Here is a 16,021-nt window from a genome sequence, read left to right as displayed (position 1 = left end):
GGGCTGCATTCTGCCGATTATGATGAACGTTCAGCAACATAGTGCTCAAATTCCGTCAAATACTTCGGGAAACGCCGCGCGCGCCGCCGCTTCGTTGATCTTCAGAAGCGACTCGTAATCAGCAGGATCAAACGGGTCTTCAGCTGGCACCACCTCGCGTCCGAACAGCCAGCTCAGGCGTCCGGCATCCAGATTGCCGCGTTCGAATGGCTGGTCGCCGAAATGTTCCCACAGCGCGGCCATGAATGCCGCATCGGCGCGCCGGTCAGGCGGGCGGCGGTCGGCATAGCGTTCGCGCCGGGTCAGCGGCGTGACGCCTTTGGGGTTGGGCCGCCGGATGGTGAAATGGAAATCCGATCCCGGCAGACGACCGGGAAATCCGCGGTGTTTCAGCATGAAACACCCCCTGTCGCCCCTGTCGGGGCCAGTGCGGGTTGGATCAGGGCAAGCGTTGCCGCCCGCCCTGCCCGATACTTACTTGTACTTGCCTGTATAGGCCGGTTCCTGGCTGATCGGCTCAGGTTCGACGACAACGTATTGTTCCTCGACCGGCTCTTGCGCACAGGCTGCAACAACAGCAACAAAGCTGAATGCTGCAAGTAGCTTGATGTAGTTTGACATCTGCGTCTCCTGCGTTCGGGTCGGGGGGATGCGGCGTGAACTTGCCGCACAACACCCGACATATCAGTGCCTGCCATGACGGCAGCACCGCCGGTCAATCTAGCGTAAGCGCGGGTCAAAAGATATCTGGCGCGCAGCAAGCTGTCGCCCTGTGACTCCAAAGACGCAGAAGCGGCCAGACCTGCAAAAGGCGGCGCAACATATTGTGGTTGCATCATAAACCCTCCCAGATGCAGGTGCCGTTTTCCAGCGTGAATGCCTCGAAAAACTGGGTGGCGTCGGGATCGGGCGTGCCGAATTCAACCGCACGGTCGGCAAGCGAGATGACAACCCTGCCAACATGTACCCCCTGTTCGGCTATGTAAGGCAGAGCCACGGTTTCACACAGATGGGCCATATCGGCCTCGGCGTCGGTAAAGCGGATCGTGCCACCATCGCGCGCGATCGCGGGGGCCAGAAACCGGAACCGTAACACCGGCGCGCCGACGGTTTCGTCCAGCAACACCTCTTGCAATTCCACCGCCTGACCTGACGGAACCTGCTGCGCCCGTGCGGCCGAGGCCGCCCAAAGAACGGACGCGGCAACACCGCCCCCCCAACCCCGTTTCCGGGCTCCTCCCGCTGGGGGGGCGTGACGCAGGGCAGTGCCGCGCGTCTGTTCATATGCCGCAGATGCGATCACGGCGCGGCTTCATCCTGAGTGTGAAAATCGGCGGGCGATATGATCTCGATCAACTCCATATCATCTGAATGGCGCACCTCGCGGTGTTTGATACCGGGGGGCTGCAACACGCAGGATCCCGCGCACAGCATATGTTCGCCCTGCCCCTCGTATTCGAACACCACCCAGCCTTGGGTGACATAGACCATCTGAAAGTCCAGATCATGAGAATGCCACGCCGCAGGGCTTTCCATGCCCGGGACGGCGCGGATCACATGGGCGCCATAAGCGCCCTTGGTCGCATCCCTGATGCCCAGATCACGGTATTCAAAGAACGGCCGCAGCCCCGCGCCCTGAAACTTGCCATCATCGGCATGGGCGATGGTGAAGGCCTGATTTTTGAAGAGTTGGGTCATTTCAGTTTCTTTCAGGTGCGGCGCAACAAAGGCTTACAACGGAATATTGTCGTGCTTCTTCCACGGCATCTGTTTGCGCTTCTTGCGCAAGGACGCGAAGGCGCGGGCAACACGTTTGCGGGTGCTGCGCGGCTGGATCACCTCGTCGATGAAACCGCGTTCGGCGGCGACAAACGGGTTGGCAAACCGCGCCTCATAATCGGCGGTGTGTTTGGCCAGCTTTTCAGGATCGCCCAGATCGGCGCGGTGGATGATTTCGGTTGCACCCTTGGCCCCCATCACCGCAACTTCGGATGTGGGCCATGCATAGTTGAAATCGCCCTGCAGATGTTTGGATGACATCACCACATAGGCGCCACCATAGGCCTTGCGGGTGATCACCGTGACCTTGGGCACTGTCGCCTCGCCATAGGCGAACAGCAGTTTCGCGCCGTGTTTGATCACGCCGCCATATTCCTGGCTGGTGCCGGGCATGAAACCAGGCACGTCGACCAGCGTCAGGATCGGGATTTCGAAGGCATCGCAGAACCGCACAAACCGCGCGGCCTTGCGGCTGCTGTCAATGTCCAGACAGCCGGCCAGCACCATTGGCTGGTTGGCCACAACGCCCACTGTCTGCCCTTCCAGCCGGATGAAGCCGACAATGATGTTGCGCGCGAATTCTTCCTGAATTTCGTAAAAATCGCCCTCATCCGCCAGTTTGACGATCAGTTCCTTCATGTCATAGGGGCTGTTGGGATTTTCCGGCACCAGCGTATCCAGTGAAGGTTCGATCCGGTCTGGATCATCGAAAAACGGCCGCACGGGTGGTTTTTCACGGTTGCTGGCGGGCAGGAAGTCGATCAGGCGGCGGGCTTCGGCCAGCGCCTCGACATCGTTTTCAAATGCAGCATCGGCGACGGATGATTTTTTGGTGTGGGTACTGGCCCCGCCCAGTTCTTCGGCAGTGACCTGTTCGTTGGTCACGGTTTTCACCACGTCGGGGCCGGTGACGAACATGTAAGAGCTGTCTTTGACCATCAGAATGAAATCGGTCATCGCGGGCGAATAAACCGCCCCGCCCGCGCACGGCCCCATGATCATGCTGATCTGGGGCACCACGCCGCTGGCCATGATGTTACGCTGAAACACCTCGCCGTAGCCGGCAAGCGAATCCACGCCTTCCTGAATACGCGCGCCGCCGCTGTCGTTGATGCCGATGACCGGCGCGCCATTTTCAACGGCCATATCCATGATCTTGCAGATCTTGCGCGCATGGGTTTCCGATACGGACCCGCCCAGAACGGTAAAATCCTGGCTGAACACATAGACCAGACGGCCATTGACCGTACCCCAGCCCGTCACCACGCCATCGCCCGCAGGCTTTTGTTTTTCCATACCAAAATCGGTACAGCGGTGGGTGACAAACATATCGAATTCTTCGAAACTGCCCTCGTCCAGCAGCAGATCTATCCGTTCCCGCGCGGTCAGCTTGCCGCGTCCGTGTTGCGCGTCGATCCGCTTTTGCCCGCCGCCCAGTCTGGCGGTGGCACGGCGATCTTCAAGTTGGGACAGGATATCTTTCATGGCAGGACCCTTTTGCAATGTTGCGTGACCTTAAACATTTCTGCGCTGCGGCCAAAGGCCAATTTGGCAAATTTGCAAATCATTTTCCAAAGCGTTTCTGCATAATGCAAATTTGCAAATACGCTCACTTTGAACTGATCAGTTCATTTCGTCTGGACAAGCCCGCGGCTCGGGCATAGGTCTGGGTCATGCCCGATGCGTCACCCCAGACTGCGCAAGCGCCGGCTGTTCGATTTCTGGACCGCACCACCGCTCCGCATATTGCCACGCTGATCCTGCTTGCCAGTATCTCGGCGATGGCGATGAACATCTTTCTGCCCAGCCTGCCCAACATGACCGACTATTTCCAGACCGATTACCGGCTGATGCAGCTTTCGGTGGCGGTGTATCTTGGGGTCAACGCGGTGATGCAGATCATCGTCGGGCCAATCTCGGACAAGTTCGGGCGGCGCCCTGTCCTGTTGTGGGGCTTGGGCCTGTTCCTGCTGGCCACACTGGGCTGTCTCTATGCGCCCAGCGCCGAGGTGTTCTTGTTCTTCCGCATGTGTCAGGCCGTGGTTGCCATTGCCATGGTCCTTAGCCGTGCCGTGGTGCGCGATATGTACCCGCAGGATCGCGCCGCTTCGATGATCGGCTATGTCACGATGGGCATGGCCATCGTGCCGATGATCAGCCCGGCAATCGGCGGCGTGCTGGACGAAGCGTTCGGATGGCGCGCCAGTTTCTGGGCGCTGTTCGGCATGGGCGCACTGACGCTGGTGCTGACCTATGCCGATCTGGGCGAAACCGCCGCCAAAAGCGGGCGTACGCTGGGCCAGCAATACCGCGAATATCCCGAACTTCTGCGCGCTCCGCGGTTCTGGGGCTATTCGCTGTCCTCGGGCCTGTCGTCGGGGGCGTTCTTTGCCTATCTGGGCGGCGCGCCCTTTGTCGGTTCCGAAGTGTTCGGCATGTCGCCCAGCACGCTTGGCATCTACTTTGGCGCACCCGCCATCGGATATTTCGTCGGCAATTTCCTGACCGGCCGGTTCGCCACGCGGTTCGGTATCAACGCAATGATCCAGTGGGGCTGCGGCCTGTGCAGCTTTGGCCTTGGCCTGTCGCTGTTGATTTTCCTTGCCGGACAGGGAAGCGCATTAGTGTTTTTCGGGTTGATGACCTTTGTGGGGCTGGGCAACGGTTTGTGCATCCCCAACGCCACCGCCGGAATGTTGTCGGTCCGCCCGCATCTGGCCGGTACGGCATCCGGATTAGGCGGGGCGATCATGATCGGGGGCGGTGCCGCGCTTAGCGCATTGGCGGGCGCGATGCTGGCACCGGAAACGGGCGCGCTGCCGTTGCTCTGGATCATGTTCATCACGTCGGCATTGTCCGTGGTCTGCATCCGGTATGTCGTGTTCCGCGAAAAACAACTGGGCCTTTAGCGCCCCGGCAATAGCGATTGCAGCCAGGTCTTTGCAAAGTTAGCATCAGGCAGATGCAAATTTGCAAAGGTGCGACATGGCCACCCAGAAACTTTATGCAGGCGCGAAACTGCGCGATATGCGCACCCGTATGGGGCTGACGCAAAAGGATTTCGCCGCCAAGCTGGGCGTGTCGCTGCCCTATCTGAACCAGATGGAAAACAACAACCGCCCTGTCAGCACGACGGTGGTTCTGGCGCTGGCGCAGGAATTCGGGCTGGATGTGACCGAACTCAGCACCGGTGACAGTGAACGGCTGGTCAGCGACATGCGCGAGGCGCTGGCCGATCCGGTCTTTGCCGAAGCCGCGCCGCCGCTGGCCGATCTGCGCCTGACCGCCTCGAACGCGCCGGCGCTGGCACGCGCCTTTATCGAATTGCACCGCGCCTACCGGCAAACCCACGAACGGCTTGCATCGCTGGACGAGGCATTGGGACGCGAAGATGCGCGGATGCAGGCCAGCCCGTGGGACGAGGTGCGCGATTTCTTTCATTACTGCGACAATTACATTGACGCGGTGGACCGCGCCGCGGAACGGTTTGCCACCGGACAGGAACCATCCCAAGACATCCGCGTCCTTGCATTGGCGCAGCTGAAAGCGGGCGGTGTGAAGGTCGAGTTCGTGCAACAGGCGGCTTTGCGCAGCTACGATCCGGACGTCGGTATCTTGCGCCTGTCGGCCCGTGCCGCGCCGGAAACCCAGACGTTTCAGGCGCTGTTGCAGGTGGCGCTGCTGACCCAGGACAAACTGCTGGAAGCAACGCTGGATTTCGCACGCTTTCAGTCGGACGAAGCACGCGCAATCGCAAAGATCGGGCTGGCCAACTATTATGCGGGCGCATCGCTGATGCCCTACGGGCTTTTTCTGGCCGCGGCCCAGGAATGCCGCCACGATCTTGAGGTTCTGGCGGCGCGGTTCGGGGCGTCTGTTGAACAGGTGGCGCACCGCCTGTCCACGCTGCAACGACCTGGGGCCAAGGGCATTCCCTTCTTCTTTGTGCGTGTTGATCAAGCCGGCACGATCACCAAACGCCATTCGGCAACGCGGCTGCAATTTGCCCGATTTGGCGGGGCGTGTCCGTTGTGGAATGTGCACCGCGCCTTTGAAACACCGGGGCGGTTTCTGCGCCAGCTGGCGGAAACGCCGGATGGCGTGCGTTATATTTCGCTGGCGCGGGATGTGTCCAAATCGGGGGGATCTTTCGGAGCGCCCGTGCGCCGCTATGCGATTGCCCTGGGCTGCGAGGTGAAACACGCGCGATCGCTGGTTTATGCGGACAGTCTTGATCTGGGACAGGACAGCGCATTCGAACCCATCGGCATTTCCTGTCGCATCTGCGAACGCAAGACCTGCCATCAACGGTCCGTTCCGCCGCTTGAACGGCGTTTAACGATCAAACCGAACGAGCGCGGCGTGTTGCCTTACGAGGTAAATTAAAAACAACACGCCGCGCTGCTTCACTCAGGATTTGGAAAGATAACCCCAAATTTCGTCTTTCAAGGCCGCGCGCTGCTTGCGCAATGCGACCTCGGCCAGATTGTCCATTGGTTCGACATTGGTCTCGGCCCGGTGCACGGCGCGGTTCACTTCGTGGTATTCATCCGCGAGTTTGGCAAAATGTGCATCCGTTTGTTTCAGGGTGCTGATGGCTTCCGCCTTGTCAGGGAATTCTTCGTGCAATTCGTGGGGGGTGTGAGACATCAACATACTCCGTTTTATTGTGTTGCGCATCACCCTAGCATTTTGGAATGCCCGTGTTCTTTGATACGCATCAAGTCCGGCCCGACATTTGTGGCGCGCATCACCGTTTTGCCGCCCGCCACCCGGCCTTACGCGCGTCAGCCTCGGTGCAGAACCAGCGTTCGCCCTTGGCGGTGTTTATGCCGGTTTTTTCGTAATCCACCTGCCCCGGAACGTGATAGATGCGGGTGCCTTTGGACGATATATTGCCTTTGATGACACAGTCGTCATTCGGCGCGACACGTCCGGTTGTGCGCGCGGCGCGAAACTGTTCGGGCGACTGAACGCGGCTGGCATGCAGGCCACGCGCATTCACGGCAGCGCCTTTTTCGTCCAGATCGTAATCCATCGAATAGCGGCGATAGGCAAAGGCAAGACCGGCAGACACCAATGTGCGCCCTACATCGGCCCCGTCCACGCTACAGCGTGCGACAACGCGCCCATAGCGATCGCGATCAATCTGCTGGCAGGCCGCCTTTTTGCCCTGATAAAGCGCGCGCACCTGGGCGCTGACCCATTCGCCGCAGGGCCAGTTGGCATTCTGCGCATCGGCACAATCCTGATCCGTTTCGGGCGCGTCGATCCCGAAAAGGCGCACCCGCGTCTTGCCAACATCGAATGTGTCACCATCAATGACGTGCACTCTTCCGGTGACATCAGCCAGCGCAGGGGCCAGTGATATGCTTGAAAGCGCAAGAACGAAGGCAAAACAAATTCTTAACATTGTGTTAATATGGGCCAGCCCCGGAGCCGCCACAAGCCGAAGTCACGGTCAGGCGAAACTCTGTTGCAAATTGCCATTTCGCCTGTAGCCGGCGAATTTCCAGCCCTGCAGCGGCGCCATCGCCTTGCCATTCAGGGCGGGGTCTGGCAGGTAATACACAAATGAAATGTCGCTTTAGCGAGGCCCACCATGTCTTTTCTGAAAACAATCACGAAACCTGTCGCGCGGGTCGATGCACCGGGTGTAAATCCGCCGATCTTTGACGGTTCCAAACCGTCAATGAAAACGCGGGCCACCCAGTTCTTTGCGCAAATGCTGCCGCTGTCCTATTTCAAACGGCTGCCGACAATCATCATCATCGACGCCACCAACAGCTGCAATCTGCGCTGCCCTGTCTGCCCCGTTACATTCGCCATGACCCGCAAACGCGGCATGATGAAGCTGGACGTGTTCAAGGGCATTGTGGACGATTTTAAGAACGAAGCCAAAAAGCCCGCCATGTATTTCAGCTTTTCCGGCGAACCGACAATGAACAAGGATCTGCCGGAATTTGTGGCCTATGCCCACGAAAACGGACACGAAACCTATCTCAGCACGAACTGCACCAAACTGACCGAAGAAATGTCGGAACGTCTGATCCTAGCCGGGCTGGACCGGGTAAACCTGTGCATGGACGGATTTTCGAAAGAGGCGCAGGAAGCCTATCGCGTCAATTCCGATTTCGACGAGGTCAAAGCCAACATCGAAATGTTCCTGAACACGCGCAAACGGTTGGGCACCAAGCACCCCAAATGCGTATTGCAGACGTTGCTGACCGGCTATTCCGAAACCCAGATGAAAGACATCGAAGTCTGGGCGCGCGAGGCAGGATTTGACCGCATCCGGTTCAAGACCTTCAGCATCGGATCCTACACAAGCGAAGAACAGAAGCGCGAATTCAGCCACTTTCTGCCCAAGAGCAAGGAATTGCTGCGTCACCCGACCGAAGTTGCCCGCTCGCTTTGCACCGTACCGCTTTATCAGTCGGTGGTGTTCTGGAACGGCGATCTGGGCCTGTGCTGTATCGATTACGACCGCGTCATCGAATTGCCCAATGTCGGCGAAGGCGGCTTTGTCGCGGCCTACCGTTCAGACGAAGCGGCAGCCGCGCGCAAAAAGGGCTATCTGAAACAGTTCGACATTTGCAAAGGCTGTTCCTACAGCAACGCCGAAAACATGGGCTTCAAGGTCGATCTGCACTGACAGCCGATTGATAGGACCAGATTCAAGGCGAGGCGGGAAACTCCATAATTTTCCGCCTCGTTTTTTTTAGCCAAAAGCAGGCCAGATACGCCCTATCGTTGCGATGTTTTCCAATCGGGATGAATCCAAGGCCGGTCATTGGCGCGCGGCAACGGATCAAGCCCCAGTATGTGATCCGATATCTTTTCCCCCACCATGATCGACGGCGCATTCAGGTTGCCATTGGTGATGCGCGGGAAAATGCTGCTATCGGCCACACGCAACCCGTCCACCCCGATTACCTGGCCCTGCGGGTTGACCACCGCGTTTTTGTCCGAGGCACGCCCCATCCGGCAGGTGCCACAGGGGTGATAGGCGCTTTCGACGTGTTCACGGATGAACCCGTTCAGTTCATCATCTGATTGCAACGCCGCGCCGGGCTGGATTTCGTGTTTGACGAAGGGTTTGAATGCCTCTTGGGCGAAAATTTCACGGGTCAGGCGGATACAGGTGCGAAAATCTTCCCAGTCCTGCGGATCGGACATGTAGTTGAACAGAATGCGCGGATCGTCTTTTGGATCGGCAGAGCGCAACGTGACAGCCCCGCGTGACGCGGACCGCATCGGGCCGGTATGGGCCTGAAATCCGTGCCCCTCTGCTGCCGCCTGCCCGTCATAGCGCACCGCCATCGGCAGGAAGTGATACTGAATGTCCGGATAGGGCACGCCCGCACGGCTGCGGATGAACGCCGCGCTTTCAAACTGGTTGGATGCACCAAGACCGGTTTTGGTGAACAGCCATTGCGCGCCGATCACACCCTTGCTGATCAGGTTCCAGTGCTTATAGAGCGTAATCGGCTGGCTGGCCGCCATTTGCAGATAAAGTTCCAGATGGTCCTGAAGGTTGGCGCCGACACCGGGGCGGTCGGCGACAACGTCGATGCCGTGTTCGGCCAGATGTGCGCCCGCCCCGATCCCCGACAACATCAGAAGTTTGGGCGAATTGATCGAGGATGCGGCCAAAATCACCTCACGGCGGGCATGGATCACTTCAACGCGCCCGCCTCGTTCGATTTCAACACCGGTGGCCTTGCCGTCAGTGATCACGACACGCCGCGCGAGGGCGCGCACAAGATCGCAATTGGGATGCTTCAACGCCGGACGCAGATAGGCATTGGCCGCTGACCAGCGCCGGCCGTTCCAGACAGTCTGCTCCATCGGGCCAAAGCCTTCCTGCTTTTCCCCGTTGTAATCACCGGTCACCTCGTATCCCGCTTGCTGGCCACTTTTGACAAAGGCCTCGTATAGCGGGTTCTGTCGCGGGCCGCGGGTGACGTGCAGCGGGCCATCCTTGCCGCGCCATTCGGTATCCCCGCCATGGCCGCCATCGTGCCAGTGTTCCATCCGCTTGTAATAGGGCAGCACATCGGCATAGGCCCAGCCATCGGCGCCCGCTTCGGCCCAGTGATCGAAATCCATTGCATGGCCGCGCACATAGACCATCCCGTTGATCGAAGATGACCCCCCGATCACCTTGCCACGCGGACAGGCCAGGCGGCGCCCGCCCAGATGCGGCTCGGGTTCGGATTTGTAGCCCCAGTCATAGCGCTTCATGTTCATCGGATAGGACAGGGCGGCAGGCATCTGGATGAACGGACCGGCATCGGTACCGCCGTGTTCGATCACCAGAACCGAAGCCCCTGCCTTGGTCAGCCGATAGGCTATGGCACATCCCGCGCTGCCGGCGCCGACGATGACAAAATCGGCCTCCATCATCCGGCCTCCGGATGGGCCAGCGCGCTGTAGCTGATCATGACATGTTCGCGATAGGCCGGACGCGCGGACAAACGTGCATACCAATCCGCGACACGCGCAAGGGGTTTGCGTCGAATATCAATGTCATAATAGCGATGCATCAGATGGCCTGCGATCACATCGGCAAGGCTGAACTGATCCCCCGCAACGAAATCGCGCGTCACAAACACATCCTCCAGCTTGTCCAGTTCAGTTTCGAACGCGACAATGGCCTGTGACAGTGCGGCCTCGTCCCGGTCGTTGGCAGAAAACCGGACGCGGGGCCAGAAAATCGGCGTGGTAAAGCCCAATGCAAGGGACAGTTTGGACCATTCGGCCCACATATCGACCTGCGCGCGCGCCGCCGGATCAGCAGGCCAGAACGCACCGCCATCGCCATAGCGCGACGCCAGATAACGCAGGATCGCACAGCTTTCCCAGATCACGACACCCCCGTCGCGCAGGACAGGCACACGCCCGTGCGGCGACATGGCGCGAAATTCGGGCGTACCGGTGCCGCCGTGCACATGGCCGTAATCCAGCCGTTGTGCGGACAGGCCCAGTTCGGTCAGGCCCCACATCACGGCTTGCACATTTGATGAATTGGCGCGCCCATAGACGGTCAGTTCCGGGGTCTGTGTCATTGGTTTGCCCTGCCCCGCAGGCGCGCGTTCCGGTGCGCAATGCGGGATCGTTGTTTGAGGAAGATCTGGAACATGGCGCTGCTGCTATCCGATCAGTCGCCGCGCGGAAAACGCTGGTTTTCCTCGACCACGTTCAGATCCATGTGGTTGCGCATGTAGCGTTCCGATGCTTTTTGCAGCGGTTGGTAATCCCATGGATAATACCCGCCCTGGCGCAACGCTTCGTATACAACCCAGCGGCGGGCCTGGCTTTCGCGGACTTCGCTGTCGAACCGGTCCAGATCCCATCTGGCGTCGGCCTTGGCGCGCAGGCTTTGCACTGTGCCCTGATGGTCGGGGTGATCTGCCAGATTGGTCAGTTCATGCGGATCAGCATCCAGATCGAACAGCTGGTCGGGATCCAGCGTACAGCGGTTGTATTTCCACTTTCCATAGCGCAGGGACACCAGCGGCGCGTAGGATCCTTCGGCGGCGTATTCCATCGCCACAGGGCTGGTGCGCTGCCCGCCCTGCCCCAGATGAACAAGGCTTTCGCCGGTTGTCCATGGCATCACCTCGTCCATGCTGACCCCTGCCAGATCACACAGGGTCGGGCACACGTCGATTGTCGAGACAGGCGTTTCCACCAGTTCGTGTTTCATCACACCAGGCGCGCAGATCATCAGCGGAACACGCGACGACCCTTCGAAGAACGACATTTTGAACCACAATCCGCGCTCGCCCAGCATATCGCCGTGATCTGACACAAACAGGATGATCGCCTCTTGTCCGGTCGTTTCCAGCGCTTCCATCACCTCGCCGATCTTGTCGTCCAGATAGCTGATATTCGCGAAATAGGCGCGCCGCGCGCGCTGGATATCATCTGCCGTAATGTCAAAGCTGCGCCAGTCATTGGCATCGAAAATGCGTTTTGAATGGCTGTCCTGTTTTTCATAGGGCATCGTGCCAATTTCGGGCAGCAGATGATCGCAATCGGCGTACATGTCCCAGTACTTCCGGCGCGCGACATAAGGGTCATGCGGATGGGTAAAGCTGACCGTCAGGCACCATGGCCGATCATCGTGTCCGCGCGCCAGATCGTACACCTTGCGCGTGGCGTTGTAGGCGACCTCGTCGTCATATTCCATCTGGTTTGATATTTCGGCCACGCCCGCACCCGTGACAGAGCCCATGTTGTGATACCACCATTCTATACGTTCACCCGGTTTGCGGTAATCAGGCGTCCAGCCGAAATCGGCGGGGTAGATATCGGTGGTCAGGCGTTCTTCAAAGCCGTGCAATTGGTCAGGGCCGACAAAATGCATCTTGCCTGACAGGCAGGTCTGATATCCCGCACGGCGCAGATGGTGCGCGTAGGTCGGGATACTGGATGCGAATTCGGCGGCGTTGTCGTAGACGCGCGTGGCGGATGGCAATTGCCCCGACATGAAAGATGCCCGCCCCGGTGCGCAAAGTGGCGATGCGGTATATGTGTTTGCAAACCTTGTGGACCGGGCGGCCAGCTTTTTCAGGTTTGGCGCATGAAGCCAATCGGCAGGTCCGTCGGGAAACAGCGTGCCGTTCAACTGGTCAACCATAAAAATCAGGATGTTGGGCGCGCTCATTTCTGTTCTTTCAAGCATTGGCGGACAGTTTCGAGGATCAGGTTGATTGCGTCTTCGGCGCGCATCGGGCGCTGGCGCAATGCCTGACGGATATAAACGCCATCGATCATCGCCCCGATGGTTTCGGCGACAGGTTCGGGATCATCGACCATCTTGCGCAAACTGGCCATCAGGTTGGAATGCAACCGGCGCTGGTAAATGCCCAGCAGGCGGCGCACCTCTTTTGATTTGTGGGCGTGGACATAGAAATTCAGCCATGCGGCGACAATATCGGGGCGAAAATTGCTGGATGAGAACGAGGCGCGCACAATCGCCTCGATACGTTCCGAAGGGCTGTTTGCCATGCTCATCGCGCCACGCACTTCGGCCCCGTAAAGGTTCAGGATATGGCGCATGGCGGCCAGCAGCATCTGGTCCTTGCTGCCGAAATAATGATGGGCCAGCCCGCTGGACATACCGGCGCGTTTGGCGATCTGGTTCACCGTCACATCCAGTGTTCCAAGCGTGCCAATTTCTGCAATCGTCGCTTTGACCAGCGCGTCACGCCTGATAGGCTCCATCCCAAGCTTGGGCATTCACGACTCCGTTCTGTGCGAAAAGACTGGTGAACGCTAACGGAAATATAATTGACGCGTCAATCAATAAAAAACTACACTGCATGAAATAAATACCAAACGGGAGAACACCATGACCATCAAATCCACCTTATCCGTGCTGGCCCTTCTGGCTGCCACGCCGGCACTTGCCGATTGCGACACTGTCACCTTTGCCGATGTCGGATGGACCGACATCACCGCCACCACAGCCGCGACCAGCGTTGTACTGGATGCGCTGGGTTATGAAACTGACATCAAAGTGCTGAGCGTGCCGGTGACATACACGTCTTTGGCCGCAGGCGACATTGATGTGTTTCTGGGCAACTGGATGCCGACGATGGAAGCCGATATCGCGCCCTACCGCGAGGCCGGCACCGTTGATACCGTCCGCGCCAATCTGGAAGGCGCGAAATACACGCTGGCCGTGAACAAGGCTGCCGCCGATCTGGGCATCGCGGATTTTTCCGATATTGCCAGCCAGTCGGACGCGCTGGAAGGCAAGATCTACGGCATCGAGGCGGGCAATGACGGCAACCGCCTGATCCAGTCGATGATTGATGGCGATGCCTTTGGACTGTCCGGTTTCGAAGTTGTCGAAAGTTCAGAACAGGGGATGCTGGCGCAGGTCGCGCGGGCCGACCGCAAGGATGAACCGGTTGTGTTTCTGGGCTGGGAACCGCACCCGATGAACGCCAATTTCGAAATGTCCTATCTGACCGGCGGCGATGATTTCTTTGGCCCCAATCTGGGCGGCGCCACCGTTTATACGAACACTACTGCAGGCTATGTCGATGCCTGCCCGAATGTTGGTAAATTGCTGACCAACCTGGAATTCACGCTGGCGATGGAAAACGAGATCATGGCGATGATCTTGGATGACGGCATGAACCCTGAAGAAGCCGCCGCCACATGGATCGAAAACAACATGGGCGTGCTGGACGGCTGGCTGGCCGGCGTAACCCACAAGGATGGCAGCGACGGTCTTGCCGCTGTGAAACCAGTTCTGGGCAAATCCTAGAACCTCCAGGCGGCCCGCACATTCTGCGGGCCGCTTCGTTTTTGCCACCTGCGCGCCCCGCGCACCCACCCCAAACCGATGAAGGCCCGCTATGGAATGGCTGACTGACCAGAAAATACCGATTGGCAAGTGGGCAGCTGGCCTGTTCGACTGGCTGCAAACCCACGGCGCATGGTTCTTTGACGGCCTGTCCGAAGCGATGGAAGCGTTGATTGACGGCATTTTGTGGGTGTTGCAAACGCCGCATCCGCTGATTGTCGTCGCAGCCTTTGCCGCGCTGACCTATCTGTTGCAGCGCAGCTGGAAGCCGACCGTACTGATCGCGCTGGGGTTCCTGTTCATCCTGAATCAGGGCTATTTCGAAGAAACCACCGAAAGCCTGACGCTGGTCTTGTCGGCCTGTGTCGTGTGTATGGGTGTGGGTGTGCCCATCGGCATTGCTGCCGCCCACCGGCCCAAACTGTATCAGGTGATGCGCCCGATCCTTGACCTGATGCAGACGTTGCCAACCTTTGTTTACCTGATCCCCGCGATTGTGTTTTTCGGCATCGGCATGGTGCCGGGCCTGATCGCAACGGTGATCTTTGTGCTGCCCGCACCGATCCGGCTGACCCATCTGGGGGTGACATCGACACCCCAGCCTCTGCTTGAGGCGGCGCAGGCGTTCGGGGCCACCCCGCGCCAGACCTTGTGGAAGGTCGAACTGCCTTATGCGTTGCCACAGATCATGACCGGCCTGACACAAACCATCATGCTGTCCCTGTCGATGGTGGTGATCGCCGCGCTGGTCGGGGCGGACGGGCTGGGCGTGCCCGTTGTGCGCGCCCTCAATCAGGTCAATACGGCCCTTGGATTTGAAAGCGGGTTCATCATTGTGGTTGTGGCCATCATGCTGGACCGGATGCTGCGCATGGAGCAGAAATAATGGCCGTTGCCGTCGATTTTCAGGAGGTTTGCATCGTCTTTGGTGACAAACCGCAAACCGCCCTGCCGCTGATGGATGCCGGGCAGGAACGTGGCGAGATTCAAAGCGAGACAGGTCAGGTTCTGGGGGTGCACAATTGTTCGCTGACCGTGGAAGAAGGCGAGATTCTGGTGCTGATGGGCCTTTCGGGATCGGGCAAATCCACGCTGTTGCGCGCTGTGAACGGGTTGAACCCGGTGGTGCGCGGGCAGGTGCAGGTGCGCGGCGAAAACGGGCTGGTCGATGTGACCAACGCAGACGCGGACACTTTGCGCAAAATCCGGCTGAATTCCGTGGCGATGGTGTTTCAGCAATTCGGGTTGCTGCCATGGCGCACGGTGCGCGAAAATGTCGGCCTGGGTCTGGAACTGGGCGGGATGGACAAATCCGAACGCCGCCAGAAAACCGATCAGCAGCTTGAACTGGTCGGGCTTTCGGACTGGGCCGATCGCAAGGTCGGGGAATTGTCGGGCGGGATGCAACAGCGCGTCGGCCTCGCGCGCGCCTTTGTCACCGATGCACCAATCCTGCTGATGGACGAACCGTTTTCCGCGCTGGACCCGCTGATCCGGACCCGGTTGCAGGACGAATTGCTGGATTTGCAGCGCGCACTAAAGCGCACGATCATTTTTGTCAGCCACGATCTGGACGAAGCGTTCAAGATTGGCAACCGCATCGCCATCATGGAAGGCGGGCGCATCGTGCAATGCGGCACCCCGCAAGAGATTTTTTCAGCTCCGGCCACCGAATATGTGGCCGATTTCGTGGCCCACATGAACCCTCTGGGTGTGCTGTGCGCGCGCGACGTGATGGAACCGGCGACCGACGCCGCCAAGCAAACCGTGGCGCCGGATGCCGATATTCGCGATGTGATGGCACAGATCAATTCGGTCGCCGCGCCGATTGCGGTAAAGGATGAAACCGGCCGCACACTGGGTCAGATCACCAAGGACGGTATTCTGGCCAAACTGCTGGATCCGCGCGGATAA

At 59.1% G+C, this 16,021-nt stretch carries 17 protein-coding genes; 6 read left to right on the top strand and 11 right to left on the bottom strand.

What is annotated here, in order from left to right; all coding sequences use genetic code 11:
• Positions 1 to 45 precede the first annotated feature (45 nt).
• The 5 genes from C1J05_RS05020 to C1J05_RS05005 all read right to left on the bottom strand — a co-directional run bounded on the left by C1J05_RS05020 (position 46) and on the right by C1J05_RS05005 (position 3,264).
• Entirely contained in the window at positions 46 to 396 is a 351-nt protein-coding gene (locus C1J05_RS05020; RefSeq protein ID WP_114869292.1) for a hypothetical protein, read from the bottom strand.
• A gap of 78 nt (positions 397 to 474) precedes the next feature.
• Positions 475 to 621 (bottom strand): hypothetical protein, encoded by a 147-nt coding sequence (locus C1J05_RS21660; protein ID WP_205389072.1) that lies wholly within the window; start codon positions 619 to 621, stop codon positions 475 to 477.
• Positions 622 to 835: 214 nt separating this feature from the next.
• A complete protein-coding gene (locus C1J05_RS05015; RefSeq protein ID WP_114869291.1) occupies positions 836 to 1,303 on the bottom strand; it encodes a DUF6497 family protein in 468 nt (155 codons plus the stop codon).
• Positions 1,300 to 1,698, bottom strand: a complete 399-nt coding sequence (locus C1J05_RS05010) for a cupin domain-containing protein (RefSeq protein WP_114869290.1) — start codon at positions 1,696 to 1,698, stop codon at positions 1,300 to 1,302. Before C1J05_RS05010 ends, C1J05_RS05015 begins: the two co-directional genes overlap by 4 nt.
• A gap of 33 nt (positions 1,699 to 1,731) precedes the next feature.
• A complete protein-coding gene (locus tag C1J05_RS05005) occupies positions 1,732 to 3,264 on the bottom strand; it encodes an acyl-CoA carboxylase subunit beta (RefSeq protein ID WP_114869289.1) in 1,533 nt (510 codons plus the stop codon).
• A gap of 188 nt (positions 3,265 to 3,452) precedes the next feature.
• Between C1J05_RS05005 and C1J05_RS05000 the strand changes: the two genes are divergently transcribed.
• Together C1J05_RS05000 and C1J05_RS04995 are read left to right on the top strand one after the other, a co-directional pair.
• The gene (locus C1J05_RS05000) at positions 3,453 to 4,688 is read left to right on the top strand and encodes a multidrug effflux MFS transporter (protein WP_114869288.1); all 1,236 of its coding nucleotides are present in this window, start codon (positions 3,453 to 3,455) and stop codon (positions 4,686 to 4,688) included.
• A 76-nt stretch (positions 4,689 to 4,764) separates the two neighbouring features.
• Positions 4,765 to 6,165 (top strand): helix-turn-helix domain-containing protein, encoded by a 1,401-nt coding sequence (locus tag C1J05_RS04995; protein WP_114869287.1) that lies wholly within the window; start codon positions 4,765 to 4,767, stop codon positions 6,163 to 6,165.
• 24 nt (positions 6,166 to 6,189) lie between these two features.
• On the opposite strand, the gene C1J05_RS04990 is transcribed toward C1J05_RS04995, so the two are convergent.
• Both C1J05_RS04990 and C1J05_RS04985 read right to left on the bottom strand, forming a co-directional pair.
• Positions 6,190 to 6,429, bottom strand: coding sequence for a YdcH family protein (locus C1J05_RS04990; protein WP_114872124.1), 240 nt, complete (start codon positions 6,427 to 6,429; stop codon positions 6,190 to 6,192).
• Positions 6,430 to 6,529: 100 nt separating this feature from the next.
• Positions 6,530 to 7,192 carry a thermonuclease family protein gene (locus tag C1J05_RS04985; protein ID WP_114869286.1) on the bottom strand — a complete coding sequence of 221 codons (663 nt, stop codon included), beginning with the start codon at positions 7,190 to 7,192 and terminating at the stop codon, positions 6,530 to 6,532.
• Between the two features lie 189 nt (positions 7,193 to 7,381).
• On the opposite strand from C1J05_RS04985, the gene C1J05_RS04980 reads away from it, so the two are divergent.
• Positions 7,382 to 8,434 carry a radical SAM/SPASM domain-containing protein gene (locus C1J05_RS04980; RefSeq protein WP_254684705.1) on the top strand — a complete coding sequence of 351 codons (1,053 nt, stop codon included), beginning with the start codon at positions 7,382 to 7,384 and terminating at the stop codon, positions 8,432 to 8,434.
• 92 nt (positions 8,435 to 8,526) lie between these two features.
• Here the strand turns inward: C1J05_RS04980 and betA are convergent, their stop codons facing one another.
• From betA to betI, 4 genes are all read right to left on the bottom strand, one after another.
• Complete coding sequence (betA, locus tag C1J05_RS04975; RefSeq protein ID WP_114869285.1) at positions 8,527 to 10,185, bottom strand: choline dehydrogenase; 1,659 nt, start codon at positions 10,183 to 10,185, stop codon at positions 8,527 to 8,529.
• Entirely contained in the window at positions 10,185 to 10,850 is a 666-nt protein-coding gene (locus tag C1J05_RS04970; RefSeq protein ID WP_114869284.1) for a glutathione S-transferase family protein, read from the bottom strand. Before C1J05_RS04970 ends, betA begins: the two co-directional genes overlap by 1 nt.
• Before the next feature lie 92 nt (positions 10,851 to 10,942).
• The gene (gene betC / locus C1J05_RS04965; RefSeq protein ID WP_114869283.1) at positions 10,943 to 12,454 is read right to left on the bottom strand and encodes a choline-sulfatase; all 1,512 of its coding nucleotides are present in this window, start codon (positions 12,452 to 12,454) and stop codon (positions 10,943 to 10,945) included.
• Entirely contained in the window at positions 12,451 to 13,029 is a 579-nt protein-coding gene (gene betI, locus C1J05_RS04960) for a choline-binding transcriptional repressor BetI (protein ID WP_114869282.1), read from the bottom strand. The genes betC and betI overlap by 4 nt, the downstream gene beginning before the upstream one ends.
• Positions 13,030 to 13,141: 112 nt before the next feature.
• On the opposite strand from betI, the gene choX reads away from it, so the two are divergent.
• The 3 genes from choX to choV all read left to right on the top strand — a co-directional run bounded on the left by choX (position 13,142) and on the right by choV (position 16,021).
• A complete protein-coding gene (choX, locus tag C1J05_RS04955; protein ID WP_114869281.1) occupies positions 13,142 to 14,068 on the top strand; it encodes a choline ABC transporter substrate-binding protein in 927 nt (308 codons plus the stop codon).
• A 91-nt stretch (positions 14,069 to 14,159) separates the two neighbouring features.
• On the top strand, positions 14,160 to 14,993 hold the full coding sequence (gene choW, locus C1J05_RS04950) for a choline ABC transporter permease subunit (protein WP_114869280.1): 834 nt from the start codon (positions 14,160 to 14,162) through the stop codon (positions 14,991 to 14,993).
• A complete protein-coding gene (choV, locus tag C1J05_RS04945) occupies positions 14,993 to 16,021 on the top strand; it encodes a choline ABC transporter ATP-binding protein (RefSeq protein WP_114869279.1) in 1,029 nt (342 codons plus the stop codon). The genes choW and choV overlap by 1 nt, the downstream gene beginning before the upstream one ends.

It is taken from the genome of Sulfitobacter sp. JL08, from assembly GCF_003352045.1.
Taxonomy (GTDB): Bacteria; Pseudomonadota; Alphaproteobacteria; order Rhodobacterales; family Rhodobacteraceae; genus JL08.
The sequence above is the reverse complement of the archived record's forward strand: the minus strand, read 5'-3'. Positions and strand labels throughout refer to the sequence as shown.